At 55.9% G+C, this 22,893-nt stretch carries 18 protein-coding genes; 11 read left to right on the top strand and 7 right to left on the bottom strand.

Features of this window, described 5'->3' with window-relative positions; genetic code table 11:
* Nucleotide 1: 1 nt before the first annotated feature.
* The 6 genes from mhpD to mmuM all read left to right on the top strand — a co-directional run bounded on the left by mhpD (nt 2) and on the right by mmuM (nt 6,651).
* Nucleotides 2-811: a 2-keto-4-pentenoate hydratase gene (mhpD, locus tag IB214_RS18965; RefSeq protein ID WP_117342090.1), complete on the top strand. Its 810-nt coding sequence runs from the start codon at nt 2-4 to the stop codon at nt 809-811.
* Nucleotides 808-1,758 (top strand): acetaldehyde dehydrogenase, encoded by a 951-nt coding sequence (gene mhpF / locus IB214_RS18960; protein WP_096758135.1) that lies wholly within the window; start codon nt 808-810, stop codon nt 1,756-1,758. The genes mhpD and mhpF overlap by 4 nt, the downstream gene beginning before the upstream one ends.
* The gene (mhpE, locus tag IB214_RS18955) at nt 1,755-2,768 is read left to right on the top strand and encodes a 4-hydroxy-2-oxovalerate aldolase (protein ID WP_117342091.1); all 1,014 of its coding nucleotides are present in this window, start codon (nt 1,755-1,757) and stop codon (nt 2,766-2,768) included. The genes mhpF and mhpE overlap by 4 nt, the downstream gene beginning before the upstream one ends.
* A gap of 68 nt (nt 2,769-2,836) precedes the next feature.
* Nucleotides 2,837-4,051 (top strand): 3-(3-hydroxy-phenyl)propionate transporter MhpT, encoded by a 1,215-nt coding sequence (gene mhpT, locus IB214_RS18950; protein WP_096759464.1) that lies wholly within the window; start codon nt 2,837-2,839, stop codon nt 4,049-4,051.
* 277 nt (nt 4,052-4,328) lie between these two features.
* Nucleotides 4,329-5,732, top strand: a complete 1,404-nt coding sequence (mmuP, locus tag IB214_RS18945) for an S-methylmethionine permease (protein WP_117342092.1) — start codon at nt 4,329-4,331, stop codon at nt 5,730-5,732.
* Nucleotides 5,719-6,651 (top strand): homocysteine S-methyltransferase, encoded by a 933-nt coding sequence (gene mmuM, locus IB214_RS18940; protein ID WP_117342093.1) that lies wholly within the window; start codon nt 5,719-5,721, stop codon nt 6,649-6,651. Before mmuP ends, mmuM begins: the two co-directional genes overlap by 14 nt.
* A gap of 61 nt (nt 6,652-6,712) precedes the next feature.
* Here mmuM and fbpC read toward each other — a convergent pair whose 3' ends face one another.
* The 6 genes from fbpC to IB214_RS18910 form a co-directional block, all read right to left on the bottom strand.
* Nucleotides 6,713-7,759, bottom strand: a complete 1,047-nt coding sequence (gene fbpC / locus IB214_RS18935; protein ID WP_117342094.1) for a ferric ABC transporter ATP-binding protein — start codon at nt 7,757-7,759, stop codon at nt 6,713-6,715.
* Nucleotides 7,760-7,770: 11 nt separating this feature from the next.
* Nucleotides 7,771-9,849: an iron ABC transporter permease gene (locus IB214_RS18930; protein WP_117342095.1), complete on the bottom strand. Its 2,079-nt coding sequence runs from the start codon at nt 9,847-9,849 to the stop codon at nt 7,771-7,773.
* A gap of 136 nt (nt 9,850-9,985) precedes the next feature.
* Entirely contained in the window at nt 9,986-11,017 is a 1,032-nt protein-coding gene (locus IB214_RS18925; protein ID WP_117342096.1) for an ABC transporter substrate-binding protein, read from the bottom strand.
* Nucleotides 11,014-12,318: an MFS transporter family glucose-6-phosphate receptor UhpC gene (gene uhpC / locus IB214_RS18920; RefSeq protein ID WP_115259276.1), complete on the bottom strand. Its 1,305-nt coding sequence runs from the start codon at nt 12,316-12,318 to the stop codon at nt 11,014-11,016. Before uhpC ends, IB214_RS18925 begins: the two co-directional genes overlap by 4 nt.
* 85 nt (nt 12,319-12,403) lie before the next feature.
* Nucleotides 12,404-13,945, bottom strand: a complete 1,542-nt coding sequence (locus IB214_RS18915) for an MASE1 domain-containing protein (RefSeq protein WP_117342097.1) — start codon at nt 13,943-13,945, stop codon at nt 12,404-12,406.
* On the bottom strand, nt 13,945-14,574 hold the full coding sequence (locus IB214_RS18910) for a response regulator transcription factor (RefSeq protein ID WP_115259273.1): 630 nt from the start codon (nt 14,572-14,574) through the stop codon (nt 13,945-13,947). Before IB214_RS18910 ends, IB214_RS18915 begins: the two co-directional genes overlap by 1 nt.
* 335 nt (nt 14,575-14,909) lie before the next feature.
* On the opposite strand from IB214_RS18910, the gene tauA reads away from it, so the two are divergent.
* The 4 genes from tauA to tauD are packed head-to-tail and all read left to right on the top strand — an operon-like array spanning nt 14,910 to nt 18,322.
* On the top strand, nt 14,910-15,872 hold the full coding sequence (gene tauA / locus IB214_RS18905) for a taurine ABC transporter substrate-binding protein (protein WP_096758125.1): 963 nt from the start codon (nt 14,910-14,912) through the stop codon (nt 15,870-15,872).
* Nucleotides 15,873-15,882: 10 nt separating this feature from the next.
* Nucleotides 15,883-16,650 (top strand): taurine ABC transporter ATP-binding subunit, encoded by a 768-nt coding sequence (gene tauB / locus IB214_RS18900; RefSeq protein ID WP_096758124.1) that lies wholly within the window; start codon nt 15,883-15,885, stop codon nt 16,648-16,650.
* A complete protein-coding gene (tauC, locus tag IB214_RS18895; protein WP_117342098.1) occupies nt 16,647-17,474 on the top strand; it encodes a taurine ABC transporter permease TauC in 828 nt (275 codons plus the stop codon). Before tauB ends, tauC begins: the two co-directional genes overlap by 4 nt.
* On the top strand, nt 17,471-18,322 hold the full coding sequence (gene tauD, locus IB214_RS18890; protein WP_117342099.1) for a taurine dioxygenase: 852 nt from the start codon (nt 17,471-17,473) through the stop codon (nt 18,320-18,322). Before tauC ends, tauD begins: the two co-directional genes overlap by 4 nt.
* 81 nt (nt 18,323-18,403) lie before the next feature.
* Here tauD and hemB read toward each other — a convergent pair whose 3' ends face one another.
* Nucleotides 18,404-19,378 (bottom strand): porphobilinogen synthase, encoded by a 975-nt coding sequence (hemB, locus tag IB214_RS18885; RefSeq protein WP_117342100.1) that lies wholly within the window; start codon nt 19,376-19,378, stop codon nt 18,404-18,406.
* Between the two features lie 492 nt (nt 19,379-19,870).
* Between hemB and ehaB the strand changes: the two genes are divergently transcribed.
* On the top strand, nt 19,871-22,870 hold the full coding sequence (gene ehaB / locus IB214_RS18880; protein ID WP_117342101.1) for an autotransporter adhesin EhaB: 3,000 nt from the start codon (nt 19,871-19,873) through the stop codon (nt 22,868-22,870).
* Nucleotides 22,871-22,893 lie beyond the last annotated feature (23 nt).

Here is a 22,893-nt window from a genome sequence, read left to right as displayed (position 1 = left end):
AATGACGAATCGTAATCTTGAACAGTTAGCCGCTGATTTACGCCAGGCACAGGAGCAGGGTGTCGCGATTGCCCCGCTGCGCGAATTGATTGGTGTGGACAACGCCGAGGCGGCCTACGCCATTCAGCACATCAACGTGCAGCACGACGTGGCGCAGGGGCGTCGCGTGGTTGGGCGCAAGGTGGGGCTGACGCACCCGAAAGTCCAGCAGCAACTGGGGGTCAGTCAGCCCGACTTCGGCACGCTGTTTGCCGACATGTGTTACGGCGATAACGACACCATCCCGTTTGAGCGCGTGCTGCAACCGCGGATTGAAGCGGAGATTGCGCTGGTGCTGAACCGCGACCTGCCTGCGACCGACACCACGTTTGATGAGCTGGTTAACGCCATCGAGTGGGTGCTGCCTGCACTGGAAGTGGTCGGCAGCCGTATTCGCGACTGGTCGATTCAATTTGTTGATACCGTGGCGGATAACGCCTCCTGCGGCGTGTACGTGGTTGGCGGCCCGGCGCAGCGCCCGGCGGGGTTAGATCTGAAAAACTGCACGATGAAAATGACGCGTAATAACGAGGAGGTTTCCAGCGGGCGCGGTAGCGAATGTCTGGGGCATCCGATCAACGCCGCCGTTTGGCTGGCGCGCAAAATGGCCAGCCTCGGCGAGCCGCTACGTGCCGGAGACATCATTCTCACTGGGGCGTTAGGCCCGATGGTCGCGGTAAATGCGGGCGATCGTTTTGAGGCCCATATCGAGGGTATTGGTTCAGTCGCCGCCACGTTCTCTGCGGCGGTTACAAAAGGAAGTCAGTCATGAGTAAGCGTAAAGTTGCCATTATCGGCTCCGGTAACATCGGCACCGATTTGATGATTAAAATTCTGCGTCACGGCAAGCAGCTTGAGATGGCGGTGATGGTCGGTATCGACCCGGGATCCGACGGTCTGGCGCGCGCCAGACGCATGGGCGTCGCCACCACCCATGAAGGGGTAACGGGGCTGATGGCAATGCCGGAATTTGCCGATATCGACATCGTGTTTGACGCCACCAGCGCGGGTGCGCACGTGAAAAATGACGCCGCCTTACGCGCGGTTAAGCCGGGGATCCGCCTGATCGACCTGACGCCGGCGGCGATTGGCCCGTACTGCGTGCCGGTAGTGAATCTCGAGGCCAACGTGGATCGGCTGAACGTCAATATGGTGACCTGTGGCGGCCAGGCGACCATCCCGATGGTGGCGGCGGTGTCCCGCGTGGCGCGGGTGTATTACGCCGAGATTATCGCCTCTATTGCCAGTAAGTCCGCGGGGCCGGGCACGCGCGCCAATATTGATGAATTTACCGAAACCACCTCGAAGGCGATTGAAGTGGTGGGCGGTGCCGAGAAAGGCAAAGCGATTATTGTGCTCAACCCAGCGGAGCCGCCGCTGATGATGCGCGACACGGTGTATGTGCTGAGCGAAGAGGCTTCTCAGGCAGAAATTGAGGCGTCGATTAACCAAATGGCAGCGGCGGTACACGCGTACGTGCCGGGCTACCGCCTGAAACAGCGCGTGCAGTTTGAGGTCATCCCACAGGATAAACCGGTGAATCTGCCGGGTATTGGCCAGTTCTCCGGCCTGAAAACTGCGGTGTATCTGGAAGTGGAAGGTGCGGCGCACTACCTGCCAGCCTACGCGGGCAATCTCGATATTATGACCTCCAGCGCGCTGGCGACCGCTGAAAAGATGGCACAGTCACTCGCGCGTCAGGCAGGAGAAGCAGCATGAACGGTAAAAAACTCTATATCTCTGACGTGACCTTGCGTGACGGCATGCACGCTATTCGTCATCAATATTCGCTGGAAAATGTCCGCCAAATAGCTAAAGCACTGGACGATGCGCGTGTCGATTCCATTGAGGTGGCGCACGGCGACGGGTTACAGGGCTCCAGCTTTAACTACGGCTTTGGCGCGCACAGCGATCTGGAATGGATTGAAGCGGCGGCGGACGTGGTGGAGCACGCCAAAATCGCCACGCTGTTGCTGCCGGGTATCGGCACGATTCATGACCTGAAAAACGCATACCAGGCCGGTGCGCGGGTGGTGCGCGTGGCGACCCACTGCACCGAAGCGGACGTGTCGGCCCAGCATATTCAGTATGCGCGCGAGCTGGGCATGGACACCGTCGGCTTTCTGATGATGAGCCACATGACCACGCCGGAGAAACTGGCGCAGCAGGCGAAGCTGATGGAAAACTACGGTGCAACCTGTATCTATGTGGTCGATTCCGGCGGGGCAATGAACATGACGGACATTCGCGATCGCTTCCGCGCCCTGAAAGCGGTGCTGAAGCCGGAAACGGAAACCGGGATGCATGCTCACCACAACCTGAGCCTCGGTGTGGCGAACTCCCTGGCGGCAGTAGAAGAGGGTTGTGACCGTATTGATGCCAGCCTGGCTGGCATGGGCGCAGGGGCGGGCAACGCGCCGCTGGAGGTGTTTATCGCCGCTGTAGATAAGCTCGGCTGGCAGCACGGCACCGACCTTTACGCGCTGATGGATGCCGCCGACGATTTAGTCCGTCCGCTGCAGGACCGCCCGGTGCGGGTGGATCGCGAAACGCTGGCGCTGGGTTATGCCGGGGTCTATTCCAGCTTCCTGCGTCATTGCGAAGTGGCGGCGGCGCGCTATGGTCTGAGCGCGGTGGATATTCTGGTTGAACTGGGCAAACGCCGAATGGTGGGCGGCCAGGAAGATATGATCGTCGACGTGGCGCTGGATCTGCGCAACAGCAAATAAAAATAATGACGCGGCTGGCAACGTATCAGCCGCGCTTCACCTGCATCGTGACCTCAGAGGTACACCTCATGACAACCCGTACCCCCGCATCCTCCTCCCGTCTGACGCTGACCGTCGGGCTGTGTTTTTTAGTCGCCCTGATGGAAGGGCTGGATTTACAGGCCGCCGGTATCGCTGCCGTCGGCATCGCCCAGGCTTTTGCGTTAGATAAAATGCAGATGGGCTGGATCTTCAGCGCCGGTATTCTGGGATTACTGCCCGGCGCGCTGGTGGGCGGTATGCTGGCTGACCGCTATGGGCGCAAGCGGATCCTTATTGGCTCCGTGGCGCTGTTTGGCCTGTTTTCGCTGGCGACGGCGATATCCTGGGATTTCTCGTCGCTGGTGTTTGCCCGTCTGATGACCGGTGTCGGGTTGGGGGCGGCGTTGCCGAACCTGATCGCGCTGACCTCCGAAGCCGCAGGCCCGCGCTTTCGCGGCACCGCGGTGAGCCTGATGTACTGCGGGGTGCCGATTGGCGCAGCGCTGGCGGCGGCGCTGGGTTTTAGCGGTGTGGCCTCCGCCTGGCAAACTGTGTTCTGGGTTGGTGGGGTGATCCCGCTGCTGCTGGTGCCGTTGCTGATGCGTTGGCTACCGGAATCACACGTGTATGCCCAGCAAACGCAGGCCGCCGCCGCACCGTTGCGTGCGCTGTTTGCCCCTGCCACCGCGACCGCCACGTTGCTGCTGTGGCTGTGTTATTTCTTCACCCTGTTGGTGGTGTATATGCTGATCAACTGGCTGCCGATGCTACTGGTTGAACAGGGCTTTCGTCCCTCACAGGCGGCGGGCGTGATGTTTGCCCTGCAAATCGGCGCGGCCAGCGGGACGTTAATCCTCGGTGCATTGATGGATAAACTGCGCCCGGTGGTGATGTCGCTACTGATTTACACCGGGATGCTGGCTTCACTGCTGGCGCTCGGTACGGTGTCGTCATTGAGCGGTATGCTGGTGGCCGGATTTGTCGCAGGGATGTTTGCCACCGGCGGCCAAAGCGTGCTGTATGCGCTGGCTCCGCTGTTTTACAGCACCCCCATCCGCGCCACCGGCGTAGGCACCGCGGTGGCCGTTGGGCGCCTCGGGGCGATGAGTGGTCCACTGTTGGCGGGGAAAATGCTGGCGCTGGGCACTGGAACGGTAGGCGTGATGGCGGCCTCCGCACCGGGTATTTTGCTGGCCGGGCTGGCGGTGTTTGTGCTGATGAGCCGTAAATCACAGATACAGGTTCAAGCCAGCGACTCCTGACCGTGCGCTCATCCGGACGTATGAGGTGTGACGCGCGGTTCCTACTTTCGGGGGAACGTCATTGGACGTCTCCGTTGCCAGAGTTGAATAAACCCTGATAGCGGAGGCGTTATGGCCTGGCGACCTTTTTTGTATCTTATTGTTAATCCTCGTCCTGTGTTGAGCGCCCGGCGCGGGCATCTGCGTCTGGTGCAGGGCTAACTTTGCATTGTGTTTACAAACGCGGTATAACAAACCTTCTTTGGATGTTTAGATGTCCATACGTTTAGAAGGTCATATGCAAACAACACAACAAAATGCGCCACTGAAGCGCACAATGAAAACACGTCACCTGATTATGCTCTCTTTAGGTGGCGTGATTGGCACAGGGTTATTCTTTAATACCGGGTACATCATCTCCACCACCGGGGCGGCGGGGACGCTGCTGGCCTATTTGATTGGCGCGCTGGTGGTCTGGCTGGTGATGCAATGTCTGGGTGAACTGTCGGTGGCGATGCCGGAAACCGGCGCGTTTCACGTTTATGCCGCGCGCTATCTCGGCCCGGCGACGGGTTACACCGTAGCCTGGCTCTACTGGCTGACCTGGACCGTGGCGCTTGGCTCCAGCTTTACCGCCGCCGGTTTCTGCATGCAGTATTGGTTCCCACAGGTGCCGGTGTGGATCTGGTGCGTGGTTTTCTGCGTTGTTATCTTTGGCCTGAACGTCATTTCTACGCGCTTTTTTGCCGAAGGGGAATTCTGGTTCTCGCTGGTAAAAGTCATCACCATCATCGCCTTTATTATCCTCGGCGGGGCGGCCATTTTTGGCTTTATCCCGATGCAGGATGGTTCACCCGCGCCGGGGCTGAGCAATCTCACCGCAGAAGGCTGGTTTCCACATGGCGGCCTGCCGATCCTGATGACCATGGTGGCGGTGAACTTTGCTTTCTCGGGAACCGAGCTTATCGGCATCGCGGCGGGCGAAACGGAAAACCCACGCAAGGTGATTCCGGTGGCGATTCGTACCACTATCGCACGACTGATTATTTTCTTTATTGGCACCGTGTTTGTGCTGGCGGCATTGATCCCGATGCAGCAGGCGGGAGTGGAGAAAAGCCCGTTTGTGCTGGTGTTTGAGAAGGTGGGGATTCCATATGCGGCGGATATTTTTAACGTCGTGATCCTGACGGCCATTCTTTCGGCTGCGAATTCAGGACTGTATGCTTCCGGGCGCATGCTGTGGTCGCTGTCGAATGAACGTACGCTGCCCGCCTGTTTTGCGCGGGTAACCAAAAACGGCGTGCCGCTGACAGCCATATCGGTCAGCATGCTCGGCGGCGTGCTGGCGCTGTTTTCCAGCGTGATCGCCCCGGATACGGTATTTGTGGCGCTGTCGGCGATCTCCGGGTTTGCGGTGGTGGCGGTGTGGCTGAGCATCTGCGCTTCGCATTTTGTTTTTCGCCGCCGTCACTTACAGCAAGGAAAGGCTGTGAGTGAATTGCATTATCGTGCGCCGTGGTATCCGCTGGTTCCCGTATTGGGGTTTGTGCTGTGCCTGGTGGCCTGTGTCGGCCTGGCCTTCGATCCCGCGCAGAGAATTGCGTTGTGGTGCGGGTTACCGTTTGTGGCGTTGTGCTATGGTGCTTATTTCCTTACTCAACCCCGTAAAGTAAAACAGGAGCCACACCATGTCGCAGAATAATCCGTTACGTACCCTTCTTGAGAAACAGGATTTCCTGTTGCTGGATGGTGCGATGGCGACGGAACTGGAGGCGCGCGGCTGTAACCTGGCCGATAGCCTGTGGTCAGCGAAAGTGCTGGTAGAAAACCCGCAGCTTATCCGCGAAGTCCATCTAGATTACTACCGGGCGGGTGCTCAATGTGCGATCACCGCCAGCTATCAGGCCACGCCGGCAGGTTTTGCCGCCCGAGGTCTGGATGAGGCGCAGTCGAAGGCACTGATTGGCAAAAGCGTAGAGCTGGCGCGTAAAGCGCGCGAGGCGTATCTGGCGGAAAACCCGCAGGCGGGTACATTGCTGGTGGCCGGGTCTGTGGGACCGTATGGCGCGTATCTGGCGGATGGCTCGGAATACCGTGGCGATTACGTGCGCAGCAAAGACGAGTTTCAGGGGTTTCACCGACCGCGCGTTGAAGCGCTGCTGGACGCCGGAGCTGACCTGTTAGCCTGCGAAACGCTGCCGAATTTTACTGAGATTAAGGCGCTGGCTGAACTGCTGGCGGGATACCCGCGTGCGCGGGCGTGGTTCTCGTTTACCCTGCGTGACAGCGAACACCTGAGCGACGGCACGCCGCTGCGCGAAGTGGTGGCGTTACTGGCAAACTACCCGCAGGTGCTGGCTATTGGTATCAACTGCATTGCGCTGGAAAACACTACCGAGGCGTTGCAGCATTTACACGGCTTAACGGAACTGCCGCTGGTGGTCTATCCCAACTCCGGCGAGCATTACGATGCGCAGAGCAAAACCTGGCACACTCACGGTGAAGCGTGTAAAACGCTGGCGGATTATTTACCCCAGTGGCGTGCGGCGGGCGCCCGGTTGATTGGCGGGTGCTGTCGCACCACGCCTGCGGATATTGCTGAATTGAACGTCCAGCGCTGAATTTGTGCCGGGTGGCGGCTGATGCCTTACCCGGCCTACAACGTGTGCCACCCGGCATCAATCACACGGTATCTGCTAACACAAACATGCCGTACGGGTGGATTTCGAGGTAATACTGCTCGCCAGCGTTTGGCTGTAAGCGCGTGGCGTTGACCTGCAATAGAATTTCCTGCCCGTGCCACTCTACCGTGACCTCATACTGCGGCCCCATATAGGCGACGTGCTGGATCACACAGCGCTGGCTCTCCTCGCCGCGATCGCTGAGCGTAATTGCCTCCGGACGCACGCCAACCGTACCTTCTCCCTGGGTGGCGAAATGCAGCGGCCTTGGCAGGCGATAACCGTAAATATCGACAAACGCCTCGCTGAACGCGGCCGGGAACAGGTTGGCATCGCCCATAAAGCTCGCCATAAAGCGCGAGGCGGGCTGGCGGTACAGATCCTGCGGTGAGCCGATCTGCATGATATGTCCCTTGTTCATCACCAGTACGGTGTCGGACACCGCGAAGGCTTCGCTCTGATCGTGGGTCACGTACAGCGAGGTAATATCAAACTGCTTTTGCAGTTCGCGGATCTTGTCACGCATGCTGCGTCGCAGGTTGGCGTCGAGGTTACTCAGCGGTTCATCAAATAACAGCACCTTCGGTTTGAGGATCAGCGCCCGGGCCAGCGCCACGCGCTGCTGTTGCCCGCCGGAGATCTGATCGACATAGCGGTCTTCGAATCCTTCCAGATCCACCATCGCCAGCGCCTCTTTCACCCGCGCTTTCAGTTCGCTGCGCGATACGCCGAGCATCTTCAGGCCGTAGCCGACGTTTTCACCCAACGACATATGTGGGAACAAGGCGTAAGACTGAAACACCATGCAGATATCGCGCTGCTGGATGGAACGATGGGTAACGTCTTCGCCATCAATATAAATCTGTCCTTCGCTCGGTTTTTCCAGTCCGGCAACCAGGCGCAAAATGGTGGTTTTGCCGCAGCCGGAAGGGCCAAGCAGCGTCACCATTTGCCCTTGCGGGATGGTGAGATTGATGTTGTCGATAACCGTGTTGCTGCCAAAACGTTTGGTGACGTTGCGCAGTTCAACGAAATTTTTCTGAGTCATAGTGCGCTCCATTACGCCGGGTTTTTGGCTTTTGAACGGGAGGTACGTGATTCACCGATCAGCCAGTCAAAGATGAAAATAATCGCCAGCATCACCACGATCAGGATCGAACCGTAGGCAATGGCCACGCCGTATTCACCGTCTTCCACGCGGTTCAGAATGTAGGCCGTTGCGACGCGGGTATCTGGCGTGACGAGGAACACAATGGCGCTGACGGTAGTAATGGCGCGCACAAAGCTGTAGATCAGTGCGGAGAGGATAGCCGGGCGTAGCAGCGGCAGCAGGATGTGCGTGATGGTCCGTAGCGAACCGGCACGCAGGCTGAGCGAGGCTTCATCCAGAGATTTATCGATTTGCCCTAAGCCCGCAATGCCTGCACGAATGCCGACCGGCACGTTACGCATCACCATTGAGATAATGACGATGGCCGCCGTCCCGGTGAGGTACACCGGGGCGCTGTTAAAGGCCAGAATATACGAGACACCCGCCACGGTGCCGGGAACGGCAAAGCACAGCATGGTGGTGAACTCGATAGTTTTTTTGCCTTTAAACTGCTGGCGCACCACAATCCAGGCGATCAGCAGCCCGAAGATGGCGGTGATCGGCGCGGCGATCCCGGCGTACAGCAGGGTGTCGAGTAGCGAAGGCCACGCGCCGTCGCTCATCCCCTGACCAAACAACTTGGTAAAGTTCGCCAGCGTCAGGGTGTAGTCCACGCCCCAGTTAACGGTGAAGCTGCCGTAGAAAATGCTGCCATACAGCAGGGCGTTAAAGGCGATCCATACCGCCAGCAGCGCGACTACGCTCCACACCAGCGTTACCGGCAGCGGTTGCACGTCGCCACGGTATGATTTACCGGAAACGGTGACGTACGAGCGTTTGCCGATCCACATGTACTGCACGCAGAACACCAGCAGGGAGAACAGCAGCAGGAACGCACCGAGCGTGCTGGCGGCCTGGTAATCGAGCTGTGAACCGGTGATGTAGAAGTAGATTTGTGTCGCCAGCACGTCAAAGTTACCGCCGAGCACCAGCGGGTTACTGAAGTCAGCCAGCGACTGCACAATGACAATCAAAAAGGCGTTTGCCAGCGCCGGTTTTAGCAGCGGGACAAACACGCCGTTAAAGGTCTGCCAGCGGCTGGCGCGCAGGGTGTACGACGCTTCTTCCAGCGACGGATGAATGGTTTTGATCGCCCCGTCGAGGATCATAAACGCCATCGGGGTGAAGGCCAGCACCTGCGCCAACCAGATGCCGGTAAACCCGTACAGCCAGTTGGTGTTGGTTAAGCCAAACCAGTCCACCATTAATTCGGTAATGTAGCCGGAACGGCCCATCATTAAGGTGACGCCAAGGCCAACGACAAACGGCGGCGTCACGATCGGCAGGATCGAGAAAATGCGGCCAATAATGGCGCTGCGTCTGGCAATACGAGTGGTGTAAATCGCCAGCACCAGACCGAAGAAGGTACAGCCGACGCCGACGGCGATCGACAGCATAATGGAGTTGAGGATCACCTGAATGATATGCGCCTGCGACAGCACATTCATAAACGCCAGCGGGGCAAACTCTCCGGCGTCGTTGGTGAACATGGGAATGAAAATCGCGATGCTCGGCCAGACGATAAAAATCCCGATCAGCGCGACAATGGCGGTGAGCGATCCGATAACGAAACGGTCGCCACCCAGCCATTCGAGGCGGGTGAGCGCCAGCGTCATAATCGCGCCCAGCGCGACAAACAGCACGATGGTGGCATAGCCTAGGCCGCGTCCTTCAAGGGTGGCGCTGGCGACAATAAAGGCCATACAGAACAGCGACCAGCTCGCGTCGAGAGTGTGGCGGCTGCGCTGCTCGCGTTTGGCTTCCTGGAACGGACGTACCAGCAGCAGGCTCGGTAGCAGATACCACAACCAGCTAATATTGAAATGTGACCAGCTGTAGGCGGCGAGTATTTCCTCGCGCGTGGACTCCAGCAGTCCATAGTCCAGGCTCCAGCTTGGCAGCAGGGCAAACGCCAGCCAGCCGAGTAAAACCCAAAGGAATATCGCATCCCGTTTTTTCACGGGATGGAGTGCAAGTGTCTGTGACATAGCGGTTCCGGTGTTCAATCCTGATGTAGGCCGGATAAGCTTGTGCGCCATCCGGCATTCAGGGTGACGATCATTGCCGGATGCGGCGTTGCCTTATCCGGCCTACGTAACCTTATCCGAAGAAGGTCATCATGTTTTATTTGCCCATCTTCACTTCGCTAACCCACTTATTGATCAACGCTTTACGAACATCGGTAGAACCATATTTATCCATGTCGTAATTGATAAGCTTCAGGTCGTCGAGCTTCAGGGAGTTCGGTGACGTCTCGGCGGTGGTGTTGGTCAGGATCTGATAGGATTTGCCTTTCTTCCATGCCAGTTCCTGGGCATCTTTTGACAGTACCCAGTCAACGAACAGTTTGGCGTTGTCGAGGTTACGCGCGCCTTTCAGGATGCTGACGCCGCCAATTTCATAGCCGGTGCCTTCGCACGGCGAAATCAGCTCCAGCGGGGCGCCTTGTTCTTTTTCCAGCGAGTAGTCGTGCAGGAAGCCAATGCCGATCGCCGTTTCGCCACGGGCAGCGTTACGCGCCGGGGCAATACCAGACTTGGTGTACTGAGAAACGTTGGCATTGAGTTGCTTCAGGTAATCAAAGGCCTGATCTTCCCCCCACAGTTGGGCGAAGGTTGCCAGCGCGGTGTAGGCGGTGCCGGAGCTTTGTGGGTCGGCAATCTGGATTTCGCCTTTGTATTCCGGTTTAGTCAGATCTTTCCAGCATTTTGGCACTGGTAGGTTTTTCTCTTTCAGGCGCTGGGTATTGACGCCAAAGCCCAGAATACCGACGTAAACGGCGGAGGAGAGGTTACCTTTCACTTTCGCCGGATCGCGGAATTTCTCCATGATCTCGTCAAGTTTCGGTGATTTATACGGCTGCAGCAGACCCATCTCTCCGGCCTGAGACTGCGGATCCAACGTTCCGCCGTACCAGACATCCGCCTGCGGGTTTTTCTTCTCGGCATCCACTTTCGCCAGCGTACTGCCGGAGCCGTTGCGAATAAATGAGGTCTTCACATCATATTTTTCACCGAAGGCTTTGGATTCGGTTTCGCACATTTCGTTGGTGGCGCTGCAGTAGACCACCAGACGACCTTCAGCCTGGGCAACGCTGCTTAACGCCGCCAGCGCGAGGGTGGAAGCAATCAGGGTAGAGGTAAGCGTCAATTTCATTGTTTTATCCTTTGACTGAGAGAAGGGGTAATGCCTGCAATAAGCAGCGGCATCAGCAATAAACCCATAACGACAGCGGCAACCGAGAGCAAACTGAACATTCCCGACCAGCCATAACGTTCAATGACCAGCGACAGCGGCCAACCCGCCAGCGCGGCCCCGAGATAGGCAAACAGCCCGAGAAAACCGGTGATCGAACCTGCGGCTGCTTTGTGTCCGCATTCGACGGCGGCCAGACCAATCAACATCTGTGGGCCAAAAACAAAGAAGCCCACGCTAAAGAAACAGGCCGCCAGCAGCGCATAGTGGTGAACCGGTGCCAGCCATAGGGCGGCGACAGAGACCATTAGCCCGAGCGTGAACAGCAAGATCATCGGCGCGCGCTGACCGCTGAACAGCACATCTGATCCCCATCCGGCAAACAGCGCGCCGAGCAAGCCGCCGACTTCAAACAGCATCACCGTGGCGTTGGCGCTGAGCAGATTCACGCCGTGGCTTTCGGTCAGCCAGATGTTGCCCCAGTCGTTAAGCGCGATGCGGATCACATAGACCAGCACATATGACACGCCCAGCAGCCAGATCATCGGATTCTTCAGCATGGTGGTGCGTAACATTTGCCACAGCCCCATCGGCGGGCTTTGCTGCTGTTGGCGCAGTTCCAGCGGGTCCTGCCGCCATTCTCCAACCGTCGGTAATCCCTCTTCCTGGGGCGTGCCTTTCAGTTGCAGGGTGAGCCAGATCCCTAATGCCATGCTGATTATCCCCGGTGTCAGCATCGCTGCCTGCCAGCCCCACCAGTGGGCGGCGAAGGCGCTAATCAGCGGAATGATGGCTCCGCCGATGTTGATAGACATATTCCAGCAGCCCCACCAGAAACCGCGTTCGTTACGCGAATACCAGTGAGTCAGCAGGCGGGCGCAGGGGGGCCAGCCCCAGCCCTGGAAAAACCCGTTGAGCGTCCACACCACCAGCAGCAGCGTCAGTGATTCGCCAAAGGCGAACACCACGTTTAAGACGCCGGTGGCAAACAGGCCGATGCCCATAAACGCCCGCTGCCCGTGGCTGTCATGCCATAATCCGGCGGTGAACTTTGACAGGCCGTAGGTCAGATAAAACAGCGAACCCAGCAGGCCAATATCACTTTTATCCAGCCCCAGATCCGTTTGCAGCGCTGGGAGCACGTAGTTGACGCTTTTGCGCGTCAGGTAGAACGCGGCGTAGCCAATGACCATGCACATCAGTAGCCGGGGACGTAGCGCCCGGTAGCGTTGATCTGTTTCGCGTGATGCGCGTGCGTGCATGGCGGTCTCCATTTGTGCTGACTATAGGAAAGTGAAAGCAAAAGGGGATGAGAGAAAGTCCAGAGTGACTAAGACTTTTTCCTGGTTAATGATGGGTTTGTTGCAAATTTGTGGGCAGGTTAACAATTACCCGCGTACCGTTGTGCGACTCAAGCGTTAGCTCGCCACCCAGTGCGCTTACCCGTTCACGCATTCCCTGAATACCGAAACCGGGGATTTTTTCTGGCAGAATGCCCACGCCGTTGTCCTCAACGTGCAGAACCAGGCTGTGCTCCTGCTGGCGGAGCGTAATCGACACCTCGCTGGCGTCGGCATGTTTACAAACGTTATTGAGTAACTCCTGCAACAGTCGGTACAGCGTAAAGCGGACCGTTTCATTGTCTGGCGTATTTTCCAGCCGATAGTCAAACCGGCAGCGGATGCCCCGTTCGGCAAAGGCAAACTCATTCACCAGATGATGGAGCGCGTCTTGAAAGGACAGTTCATCGAGCGCGGGAGGACGCAGCTGGCGCAGCAACTGGCGGGTGGAGTGATGAATGCGCCGGGCAAGGTCATTGATCTGATTCGCTGCGTCCAGCGTTTGCTGTGGATCCTGTGCTCGCTTGACCAGCTGAGAGTGGATTTGAATGGCGGTAATGTTTTGCCCAATTTCGTCGTGCAGCTCCCGCGCCAGACTCTTGCGCGTATTTTCTTCGCTGCGGATCAGTTGCTCAGTTAACGCCCGTCGTGCCGTCAGCTCGGCTTCCAGACGCTGGCGATAGTGGTGCAGGTTCTGCGCCAGATGCTGCTGGCGGCTGATAGCGATACCCAGGCCAATACCCAACAACGCCTGGGTAGCGAGAAAAATTTCCAGTTCCAGTAAATTGCTGAACCCCACACCGATTTGCCGGGCGATGGTGATCATCATGCTGCCAAGCAACCCGGATAATACGCCGCCCTGCCAGCCAAACTTCCATGCCATCACCACGTTGGGCAGAAACACTACGATCAGCAGCAGGCGCTCAATGTCTGGTGACAGCACCATCTGAGTGCCGATGCCGATAATAAAAAACAGACTGCACCAAATGATAAGCGAGGTGCGCAGCGGCGGATTACGGGTGTCCAGGCCGAGCAAATGATAGCGGTGCTGCTGGCGCAGAAATTCGTAAATCAAATAAACAAATGGCGTCAACAGCACGCCGCCGGTAAACGACGCCAGGCCAATTAACATCGCCGGGCTTTCGATAAAGGGCGACAGGAGGGCGGTATTGAGCAATGCGGTGACGGTGACGGCGGCCAGTAGCAGCGTTAAGCGCTGCCAGTAGAGTGGGAAGCGGTGCCAGTAAGACTGGCCGATACTGGCCGGGATCAGGCTAATTAACGGTGCGGCCAGCAGAATATAACCATTTAATAATTGTTCGCTGTGTAGCCAGAACAGCATTAGCACCGGTGGTAGTACCAGCGCGGGCCAGTAGCGGCGTGACAGTAGGATCAAGAGTGCGAGATAGACGCCGTGTGGCAGAAATAGCGCTGCCTGCTGACCGTTTTGGGTCAGGTAAAATCCCAGCGTCCACAGCATCAGCCAGCCCGAACCCCAGGCCAGCAGGATAAACAGGGAGATCACCCAATGGCGAGCCGAGCGCGACATCAGTGCCCCGTCAGTAGCTGATGGTCGAGCGCAAAATGCACCAGGTCAATAGTGCTGTGGCATTGCAGTTTACCCAGCACGTTGGCGCGGTGGACGTGGACCGTTTTGTGGCTGAGGTCGAGCTTGAAGGCGATCTCTTTCACGCTGTCGCCTTTGACCAGCAGATCAAACACTTCGCGCTCGCGTGGGGTGAGGACTTCCAGCACCTGGGCGGGTTGTTCGCCGCCGCGTAGCGCCCGCAATGCGTCAGCGCACAGGTAATGCCCACCCATGCCCACTGAACGTACCGCCTGTACCAGTTCCTCAGGCCCGCAGCGTTTGGTCAGATAGCCGCTGGCACCGGCATCCAGCGCGCTTTGCACAAACGTCGGCGCGTCATAAATGCTGAGAATTATGGCGCGAAAGTTGGGTTTCTGCGCCCGCAGCCGTTTTAACAGGCTCAGACCATTTTCATCCGGCATAGCGATGTCCATCACCGCCACGCTGACGTCATCGCGCAGTAACGCAGGCCAGGCATCTGCCGCGCTGCTGTATTGACCGATGACGTTAAGGTCATCTTCAAGACTGAGTAATTGCGCAAAGCCGGAACGCACCACCACATGGTCATCCACCAGCACAACATGGATCATTTTCTTGCTCTCTTGTCTGACAATGGCGTCTATGATGCCTGCCCGCATTACGCTGGCAATCACCGGGATGCTGTTATGTAACGAATGTAACAAAATCGCAATAATTTGCAGGTGTTGTAGGCCGGATAAGGCGCTTGCGCCGCCATCCGGCAACAGTGCCTGATGGCGCTGCGCTTATCAGGCCTACGAATTCCATCTGTCATGAGCGAAATAGCTAACTATTGCCGCTTTTTTTCTAAAAACGCTTTGTTCTTAGCCAGAATTTTTAATTCCTTTATCAAAGTGTGCCGTAACGAAATACTGCCCCACATAACAAGACAGGGGAGCAGACAATCATGGCTATATCATCGCGTAATACACTCCTTGCCGTACTGGCAGTGGTTGCATTTCAGGCGCAGGCGGTGAACGTCACCGTCGCGTATCAGACCTCCGCTGAACCGGCCAAAGTGGCGCAGGCGGACAACACATTTGCTAAAGAGAGCGGGGCCACCGTTGACTGGCGTAAGTTCGACAGCGGGGCGAGCATCGTCCGGGCGCTGGCGTCTGGCGACGTACAGATTGGCAATCTTGGCTCCAGCCCGTTGGCGGTTGCGGCCAGCCAACAGGTACCGATTGAGGTGTTCCTGCTGGCGTCCAAACTCGGTAACTCCGAGGCGCTGGTGGTGAAGAAAAGCATCAACAAACCTGAGGATTTGATCGGTAAACGTATTGCCGTGCCGTTTATCTCCACCACCCATTACAGCCTGCTGGCCGCGTTAAAACACTGGGGCATCAAGCCCGGTCAGGTGGAGATTGTGAACCTGCAGCCGCCAGCGATTATTGCCGCCTGGCAGCGCGGGGATATTGACGGCGCCTACGTCTGGGCACCGGCGGTGAACGCGCTGGAAAAAGACGGCAAGGTGTTAACCGACTCGGAAAAAGTAGGTGAGTGGGGCGCGCCGACGCTGGACGTGTGGGTCGTGCGCAAAGATTTTGCCGAGCAGCATCCTGAGGTGGTGAAGGCCTTTGCCAAAAGCGCGATTGATGCCCAACAGCCCTATATTACTGATCCCGATGAATGGCTAAAGCAGCCGGACAACATCAGCAAGCTGTCGCGCTTAAGCGGCGTGCCGGAAGCGGATATTCCGGGACTGGTAAAAGGTAACACCTACCTGACACCGCAGCAGCAAACCGCCGAGCTGACAGGACCGGTGAATAAAGCGATTATCGACACTGCGCAGTTCCTCAAAGAGCAGGGCAAAGTGCCTGCTGTGGCGACGGATTACAGCCAGTACGTTACCGATCGCTTCGTGCAATAAGGGGGCGCTGATGCTGCAAATCTCTCATCTTGCCGCCCGCTATGACGGAAAGCCGGTGCTGGACGACATCAACCTGACGCTCGACGGCGGTGAACTGCTGGTGGTGCTCGGGCCTTCCGGCTGCGGCAAAACCACGCTGCTGAATCTGATTGCCGGGTTTGTGCCGTATCAGCACGGCAGCATCGTGCTGGCGGGTAAAAAAGTGACAGGCCCGGGGGCCGAGCGCGGCGTGGTATTCCAGAACGAAGGCTTGCTGCCGTGGCGTAACGTGCAGGATAACGTCGGATTTGGCCTGCAACTGGCCGGTGTAGAGAAGTTACAGCGTCAACGCATTGCGCAGGACATGCTGAAGAAGGTTGGGCTGGAAGGCGCGGAAAAGCGCTTTATCTGGCAGCTTTCCGGTGGTCAGCGTCAGCGCGTCGGCATTGCCCGGGCGCTGGCGGCAAATCCGCAACTGTTGCTGTTGGATGAACCCTTTGGCGCGCTGGATGCTTTTACCCGCGAGCAGATGCAAACCCTGCTGTTGACGCTGTGGCAGGAGACCGGCAAACAGGTGCTGCTGATTACCCACGATATCGAAGAGGCGGTGTTTATGGCGACCGAACTGGTGCTGTTGTCTCCGGGACCGGGCCGGGTGCTGGAACGCTTACCGCTAAATTTCGCCCGCCGCTTTGTGGCCGGGGAGCCGAGTCGCAGCATTAAATCCGATCCCCAGTTTATTGCCATGCGTGAATACGTGCTAGGCCGCGTTTTCGCGCAACGGGAGGCGTTCTCATGAGCGTGGTGATTAACGACAAACCCCGTCCGCGTGCGTTGCGCTGGCGCTGGCCGCTTTCACGTCAGATGACGTTAAGTGTTGGCACATTGGGCGTGTTTCTGGTGGTGTGGTGGGCAGTGGCGGCACTGCAATTCATCAGCCCGCTGTTTTTACCGCCGCCGGGGCAGGTACTGCAAAAACTTATCGTCATTGCCGGACCGCAGGGCTTTATGGATGCCACGCTGTGGCAGCATCTGGCCGCCAGCCTGACGCGTATCGTCATTGCTCTGCTGGCCGCGGTGCTGCTCGGCGTGCCGGTGGGGATCGCGATGGGGCTGAGTCCGACGGTACGCGGGATCGTCGATCCGATCATTGAACTGTATCGTCCGGTACCGCCGCTGGCCTATTTGCCACTGATGGTTATTTGGTTTGGCATCGGCGAAACCTCGAAGATCCTGCTGATCTATCTGGCGATTTTTGCCCCTGTGGCGATGTCTGCGCTGGCGGGCGTCAAAAGTGTGCAGCAGGTGCGGGTGCGGGCCGCTCAGTCGCTGGGGGCCAGCCGCGCACAGGTATTGTGGTTTGTAATTTTACCGGGTGCTTTGCCGGAAATTCTTACTGGGCTGCGGATTGGACTGGGTGTGGGGTGGTCGACATTAGTGGCGGCGGAGCTGATTGCCGCGACGCGAGGTCTGGGGTTTATGGTGCAGTCAGCCGGTGAGTTTTTGGCAACGGATGTGGTGCTGGCGGGAATTATGGTGATTGCCGTGATCGCCTTTATTTTAGAATTGGGTTTGCGTGCGCTTCAGCGCCGTCTGACGCCCTGGCATGGAGAAGTACAATGAGTGAACGTCTGAGCATTTTCCCGCTGGGGCCCTATATAGGTGCGCAGGTCACCGGGGCGGATTTGACGCGACCGCTGAGCGATAACCAGTTTGAACAGTTGTACCACGCGGTACTTCGTCATCAGGTGGTGTTCCTGCGCGAGCAGGCGATCACACCACAGCAGCAGCGGGCGCTGGCGTTGCGTTTTGGCGACTTGCATATCCATCCGGTTTACCCGCATGCGCAGGGCGTTGAGGAGATCATCGTCCTCGATACCCACAACGACAATCCGCCGGATAACGACAACTGGCACACCGATGTAACCTTTATTGAGACGCCACCTGCCGGGGCGATTCTGGCGGCAAAAGAGCTGCCATCAACAGGTGGCGATACGCTGTGGACCAGCGGCATTGCCGCTTTTGAAGCGCTTTCAGAACCTTTTCGCCAATTGCTGAGCGGCCTGCGGGCCGAACATGATTTCCGTAAATCGTTTCAGGAGTTCAAATACCGTAATACCGAAGAAGAGCATCAGCGTTGGCTGGAGGCGGTGGCAAAGCACCCACCGTTGCTGCATCCGGTAGTGCGAACGCATCCGGTGAGCGGCAAACAGGCGCTGTTTGTGAATGAAGGGTTCACGACACGAATTGTCGATGTGACGGAAAAAGAGAGTGAGGCGCTGCTCGGATTTCTGTTTGCCCACATCACCAAACCGGAGTTTCAGGTACGCTGGCGCTGGCAGCCTGACGATGTGGCGATTTGGGATAACCGCGTGACGCAGCATTATGCCAATGCAGACTACCTGCCGCAGCGGCGCATTATGCACCGGGCGACGATTCTCGGAGACAAGCCTTACTATCGTGCGAGCTAACGTGCCCGATGGCGCTTTGCCCACCGGGCCCCGGCGTGCAGGCCGGACAGGGCGAAGCCGCCATCCGGCAACACTGCGTCATTAACGCAGAATTTTTTTCTCAGCCAGATCCAGGGCAAAGTAACTGAAGATCAGATCCGCGCCTGCGCGTTTGATCGAGCCTAAACTTTCCAGCACGACTTTCTCTTCATCTATTGCCCCTGCCAGGGCAGCGAATTTGATCATCGCGTATTCGCCGCTGACCTGGTAGGCGCCAATCGGCAGTTCGGTGCGTTCGCGAATATCACGCAGAATATCCAGGTATGCACCGGCCGGTTTCACCATCAGGCAGTCTGCACCCTGGGCTTCGTCCAGCAGTGATTCGCGAATGGCTTCACGACGGTTCATCGGGTTCATTTGGTAGGTTTTACGATCGCCTTTCAGCGCGGTGCCCGCGGCTTCGCGGAATGGGCCGTAGAAGGAGGAGGCGAACTTGGTGGAGTAGGACATGATCGCGGTATCAGTGAAGCCCGCGGCGTCCAGCGCCTGGCGAATAGCCTGCACCTGACCGTCCATGGCGGCGGACGGTGCGATAAAGTCGGCACCCGCCGCGGCGGCAACCACTGCCTGTTTACCGAGGTTCGCGAGGGTTAAATCGTTATCTACGCCGTGGTCACACAATACGCCGCAGTGACCGTGCGAAGTATATTCGCAGAAGCAGGTGTCGGACATGACGATCATCTCCGGCACGGTTTGCTTGCAAATGCGTGACATGCGCGCCACCAGTCCGTCTTCTTTCCAGGCATCGCTGCCGGTGTCATCGGTATGGTGGGAAATACCAAAGGTCATCACCGAGCGGATACCGGCGTTGGCAATGCGTTCGATTTCGCGTGCCAGATGTTTCTCTGGAATGCGCATCACGCCGGGCATGGCCTCGATGGCTTTGTAATCGTCGAGTTCTTCTTCAACAAAGATCGGCAACACCAGGTCATTTAAGCTGAGTGTTGTCTCTTCAAACATGGCGCGCAGCGCAGGGGATTTGCGCAGGCGGCGAGGGCGTTGGATTAGGTCTGTCATGGTATGCCTGATGTTTGTGGAATCGAAGGCCGTAGTATACCTCAACCTGTGTGTGGGTGTTTTACGAAAGTTGGCCTTATGCGAGTGAAACCCGCGTACCGTATTTTTAAAAATTTAATATGCGCTATTTATACTTTATTGAATTTATCATTTCTAATATCAATAGGTTTTGCTGTGGGTTTGATTTTGTTTAATAGTTGATTGAATACCTTTCATTGTGCGTTTGTTTATTTGCTGTCCTTGTGGTTTTGTTTTTAATTATCATTGTATTGTATGGTTTATTTTATTAATTTTCCCATAATTTACTGAAAGTAAAAGGTTTATGCTTTTTTTGTTTGTATTTCGTTTATTGTCCGCATTCGGACTTAAAGTAAAGAATAATTGAACCTTTTATCTATGACGCCGCATAATCTTTCGGCGAAACATAATATGTTTACTATGCATTAATAATTGATGGATCAACTATATTACGTCCCTGAGGAGGGATGACAAATGCACACTTGGAAAAAGAAACTCGTAGTCTCACAATTAGCATTAGCCTGCACATTGGCAATCACTTCTCAGGCGAATGCTTCAACTGATATCTCTGGAACTACCTATACCACGTTCAATCATTACAATGATGCCTCCTACAGCGATGGTGTTTACTATGATGGATATGTTGGCTGGAATAACTACGACACGGATAGTATTTATAACGGTGATATTTACCCAGTAATTAATAACTCCACCGTTAATGGTGTCATTTCGACTTACTATCTGGATGATGGTCTTTCGACTAACAGTAATACCAATAGTCTGACGATTAAAAACAGCACTATTCACGGTATGGTAACGTCCGAATGTATAAAGACGACGGATTGTACTAACCGTAGTGGTACCGACTATTACTACGATCGTCTGGCGATGAGCGTTATCAACACAACTATCGATGACAATTACGAACATTATACCTACAACGGTAGCTATAATGACGCAGTTGATTCACACGTTGTAGATGTTTACAACCTGGGTACGGCTATCACCCTGGATCAAGAAGTTGATCTGTCTATCTCCAATAACTCTCATGTCGCAGGTATTACTCTGACTCAGGGTTATGAGTGGGAAGATACTGACGATAACACCGTCAGCACTGGCGTAAACAGCAGCGAAGTGTTTAACAATACGATCACTGTGACTGATTCTACTGTAACCTCAGGTTCATGGTCTGATGAAGGTACCACTGGCTGGTTTGGTAATACTAGCAATGCCAGCGATTACAGCGGTTCTTATACTGCTGATGATATTGCACTGGCCGTTATTGCCCATCCAGATGCAGATAACGCGATGCAGACCACCGCAACGTTTAATAATTCCACGCTCATGGGGGATGTGCTTTTCTCCAGCAACTTCGATGAGAACTTCTTCCCGAACGGTGCTGATACCTACCGCGATACTGATGCCGACCTGGATACCAATGGTTGGGATGGTACAGATCGTCTGGATCTGACCCTGAACAACGGCAGTAAGTGGGTTGGTGCGGCAATGTCTGTACATCAGGTTGATATTGGTACAGATGCTAATAACGATGGTGTTTTCGAAAATACTGTAGATACAAACGGTGACGGCATTCTGGATGCAACATCTCCGGACGGCGTTTACGACAGCTATGCTGCTGGCACTGAAGCCACTGCAACGCTGATCGACATCGCTGCTAATAGCCTGTGGCCTGATTCGACCTATGGTATTGACAGTGATAACAGTGCTTATGGTGAAGATGGTCATGTGGTGGGCAATTCTGTTTATCAGAGCGGTCTGTTCAATGTGACGCTGAACGGTGCCTCACAGTGGGATACCACTAAAACGTCTCTGATTGATACCTTAAGTATCAACAGCGGTTCCGTGGTTAATGTTGGCGATTCAACTCTGATTTCCGACACCATCTCCCTGACCGGTGCTTCTGCACTGAACATCAATGAAGATGGTCATGTTGCGACGGATACGTTGTCTATCGACAACAGTACTGTAACGATTGCTGATGATGTTGCTGCTGGCTGGAGTGTAGGTAGTGCTGCGCTGTATGCCAATACCATTAACGTTACCAACAACGGTGTTCTGGATGTCGGCAACAGCACGGGCGATGCACTGCAAGTTGATACACTGAACCTGACCAGTTACACCGACGCTTACAACAATGTCAATGCCGGTGTTTTCGATATCAACAGCACCAACTATGTGCTGAATGCTGATCTGACCAACGATCGCACCAACGATACGACCCAGTCTAACTACGGTTACGGCGTGATCGCGATGAACTCTGATGGTCATCTGACTATCAACGGTAATGGCGATTCTGACACTTCAGGCGATCAGTCTGAAGTTGATAACGACGGTGACCACGTCGCAGCGGCAACCGGTAACTATAAAGTTCGCATCGATAACGCCACTGGTGCAGGCTCTGTTGCTGATTACAAAGGTAACGAGCTGATCTACGTTAACGACACGAACAGCAACGCGACCTTCTCTGCGGCTAACAAAGCTGACCTAGGTGCTTACACTTATCAGGCGCAGCTGCAGGGTAACACCGTTGTTCTGCAGCAGATGGAACTGACAGACTACGCGAACATGGCGTTGAGCATCCCGTCTGCTAACACCAATATCTGGAACCTGCAGCAGGATACTGTCGGTACGCGTCTGACCAATGCACGTCACGGTCTGGCGGATAACGGTGGCGCGTGGGTGAGCTACTTCGGCGGCAGCTTCAACGGCGACAACGGCACCATTAACTACGATCAGGACGTTAACGGCATCATGGTCGGCCTTGATACCAAAGTTGACGGTAACAATGCACAGTGGATTGTCGGTGCCGCAGCGGGCTTTGCGAAAGGTGACGTAAGCGATAACAGCGGACAGGTGGATCAGGATAGCCAGACTGCCTATATCTACTCTTCTGCTCGCTTCGCAAACAACCTCTTTATTGATGGTTCTTTGAACTACTCTCATTTCAACAACGATCTGTCTGCTAACATGAGCAACGGTCAGTACGTTGACGGTAGCAGTGCTTCTGATGCCTGGGGCTTCGGTCTGAAACTGGGTTATGACCTGAAACTGGGTGACGCAGGTTACGTGACGCCTTACGGTAGCGTATCCGGTCTGTTCCAGTCTGGTGATGACTATAAGCTGAGCAACGACATGAAAGTTGACGGTCAGTCTTATGACAGCATGCGTTATGAACTGGGTGTTGATGCCGGTTATACCTTCGCTTACAGCGATGACCAGGCGCTGACTCCGTACTTCAAACTGGCGTACGTTTATGACGATGCGGGTAACGATGCTAACGTCAACGGTGATTCCATCGACAATGGTACAGAAGGTTCTGCGGTACGTGTTGGACTGGGTACTCAGTTCAGCTTTACCAAAAACTTCAGCGCATATACCGATGCCAGCTACCTCGGCGGTGGTGACGTAGATCAAGACTGGTCTGCGAATGCAGGCGTTAAATATACCTGGTAAGAATTCCTATTAGAGGACTCGGT

The organism is Citrobacter sp. C1, assembly GCF_014596895.2.
Classification (GTDB): Bacteria; Pseudomonadota; Gammaproteobacteria; order Enterobacterales; family Enterobacteriaceae; genus Citrobacter; species Citrobacter gillenii.
Note: the sequence above shows the minus strand (reverse complement) of the source record. Positions and strands in the feature narration are given on the sequence as shown.

Coding starts and splice junctions, on each gene's coding strand:
- mhpD (WP_117342090.1), top strand. CDS start 2: ATGACGAATCGTAATCTTGAACAGTTAGCCGCTGATTTACGCCAGGCA.
- mhpF (WP_096758135.1), top strand. CDS start 808: ATGAGTAAGCGTAAAGTTGCCATTATCGGCTCCGGTAACATCGGCACC.
- mhpE (WP_117342091.1), top strand. CDS start 1,755: ATGAACGGTAAAAAACTCTATATCTCTGACGTGACCTTGCGTGACGGC.
- mhpT (WP_096759464.1), top strand. CDS start 2,837: ATGACAACCCGTACCCCCGCATCCTCCTCCCGTCTGACGCTGACCGTC.
- mmuP (WP_117342092.1), top strand. CDS start 4,329: ATGCAAACAACACAACAAAATGCGCCACTGAAGCGCACAATGAAAACA.
- mmuM (WP_117342093.1), top strand. CDS start 5,719: ATGTCGCAGAATAATCCGTTACGTACCCTTCTTGAGAAACAGGATTTC.
- fbpC (WP_117342094.1), bottom strand. CDS start 7,759: ATGACTCAGAAAAATTTCGTTGAACTGCGCAACGTCACCAAACGTTTT.
- IB214_RS18930 (WP_117342095.1), bottom strand. CDS start 9,849: ATGTCACAGACACTTGCACTCCATCCCGTGAAAAAACGGGATGCGATA.
- IB214_RS18925 (WP_117342096.1), bottom strand. CDS start 11,017: ATGAAATTGACGCTTACCTCTACCCTGATTGCTTCCACCCTCGCGCTG.
- uhpC (WP_115259276.1), bottom strand. CDS start 12,318: ATGCACGCACGCGCATCACGCGAAACAGATCAACGCTACCGGGCGCTA.
- IB214_RS18915 (WP_117342097.1), bottom strand. CDS start 13,945: ATGTCGCGCTCGGCTCGCCATTGGGTGATCTCCCTGTTTATCCTGCTG.
- IB214_RS18910 (WP_115259273.1), bottom strand. CDS start 14,574: ATGATCCATGTTGTGCTGGTGGATGACCATGTGGTGGTGCGTTCCGGC.
- tauA (WP_096758125.1), top strand. CDS start 14,910: ATGGCTATATCATCGCGTAATACACTCCTTGCCGTACTGGCAGTGGTT.
- tauB (WP_096758124.1), top strand. CDS start 15,883: ATGCTGCAAATCTCTCATCTTGCCGCCCGCTATGACGGAAAGCCGGTG.
- tauC (WP_117342098.1), top strand. CDS start 16,647: ATGAGCGTGGTGATTAACGACAAACCCCGTCCGCGTGCGTTGCGCTGG.
- tauD (WP_117342099.1), top strand. CDS start 17,471: ATGAGTGAACGTCTGAGCATTTTCCCGCTGGGGCCCTATATAGGTGCG.
- hemB (WP_117342100.1), bottom strand. CDS start 19,378: ATGACAGACCTAATCCAACGCCCTCGCCGCCTGCGCAAATCCCCTGCG.
- ehaB (WP_117342101.1), top strand. CDS start 19,871: ATGCACACTTGGAAAAAGAAACTCGTAGTCTCACAATTAGCATTAGCC.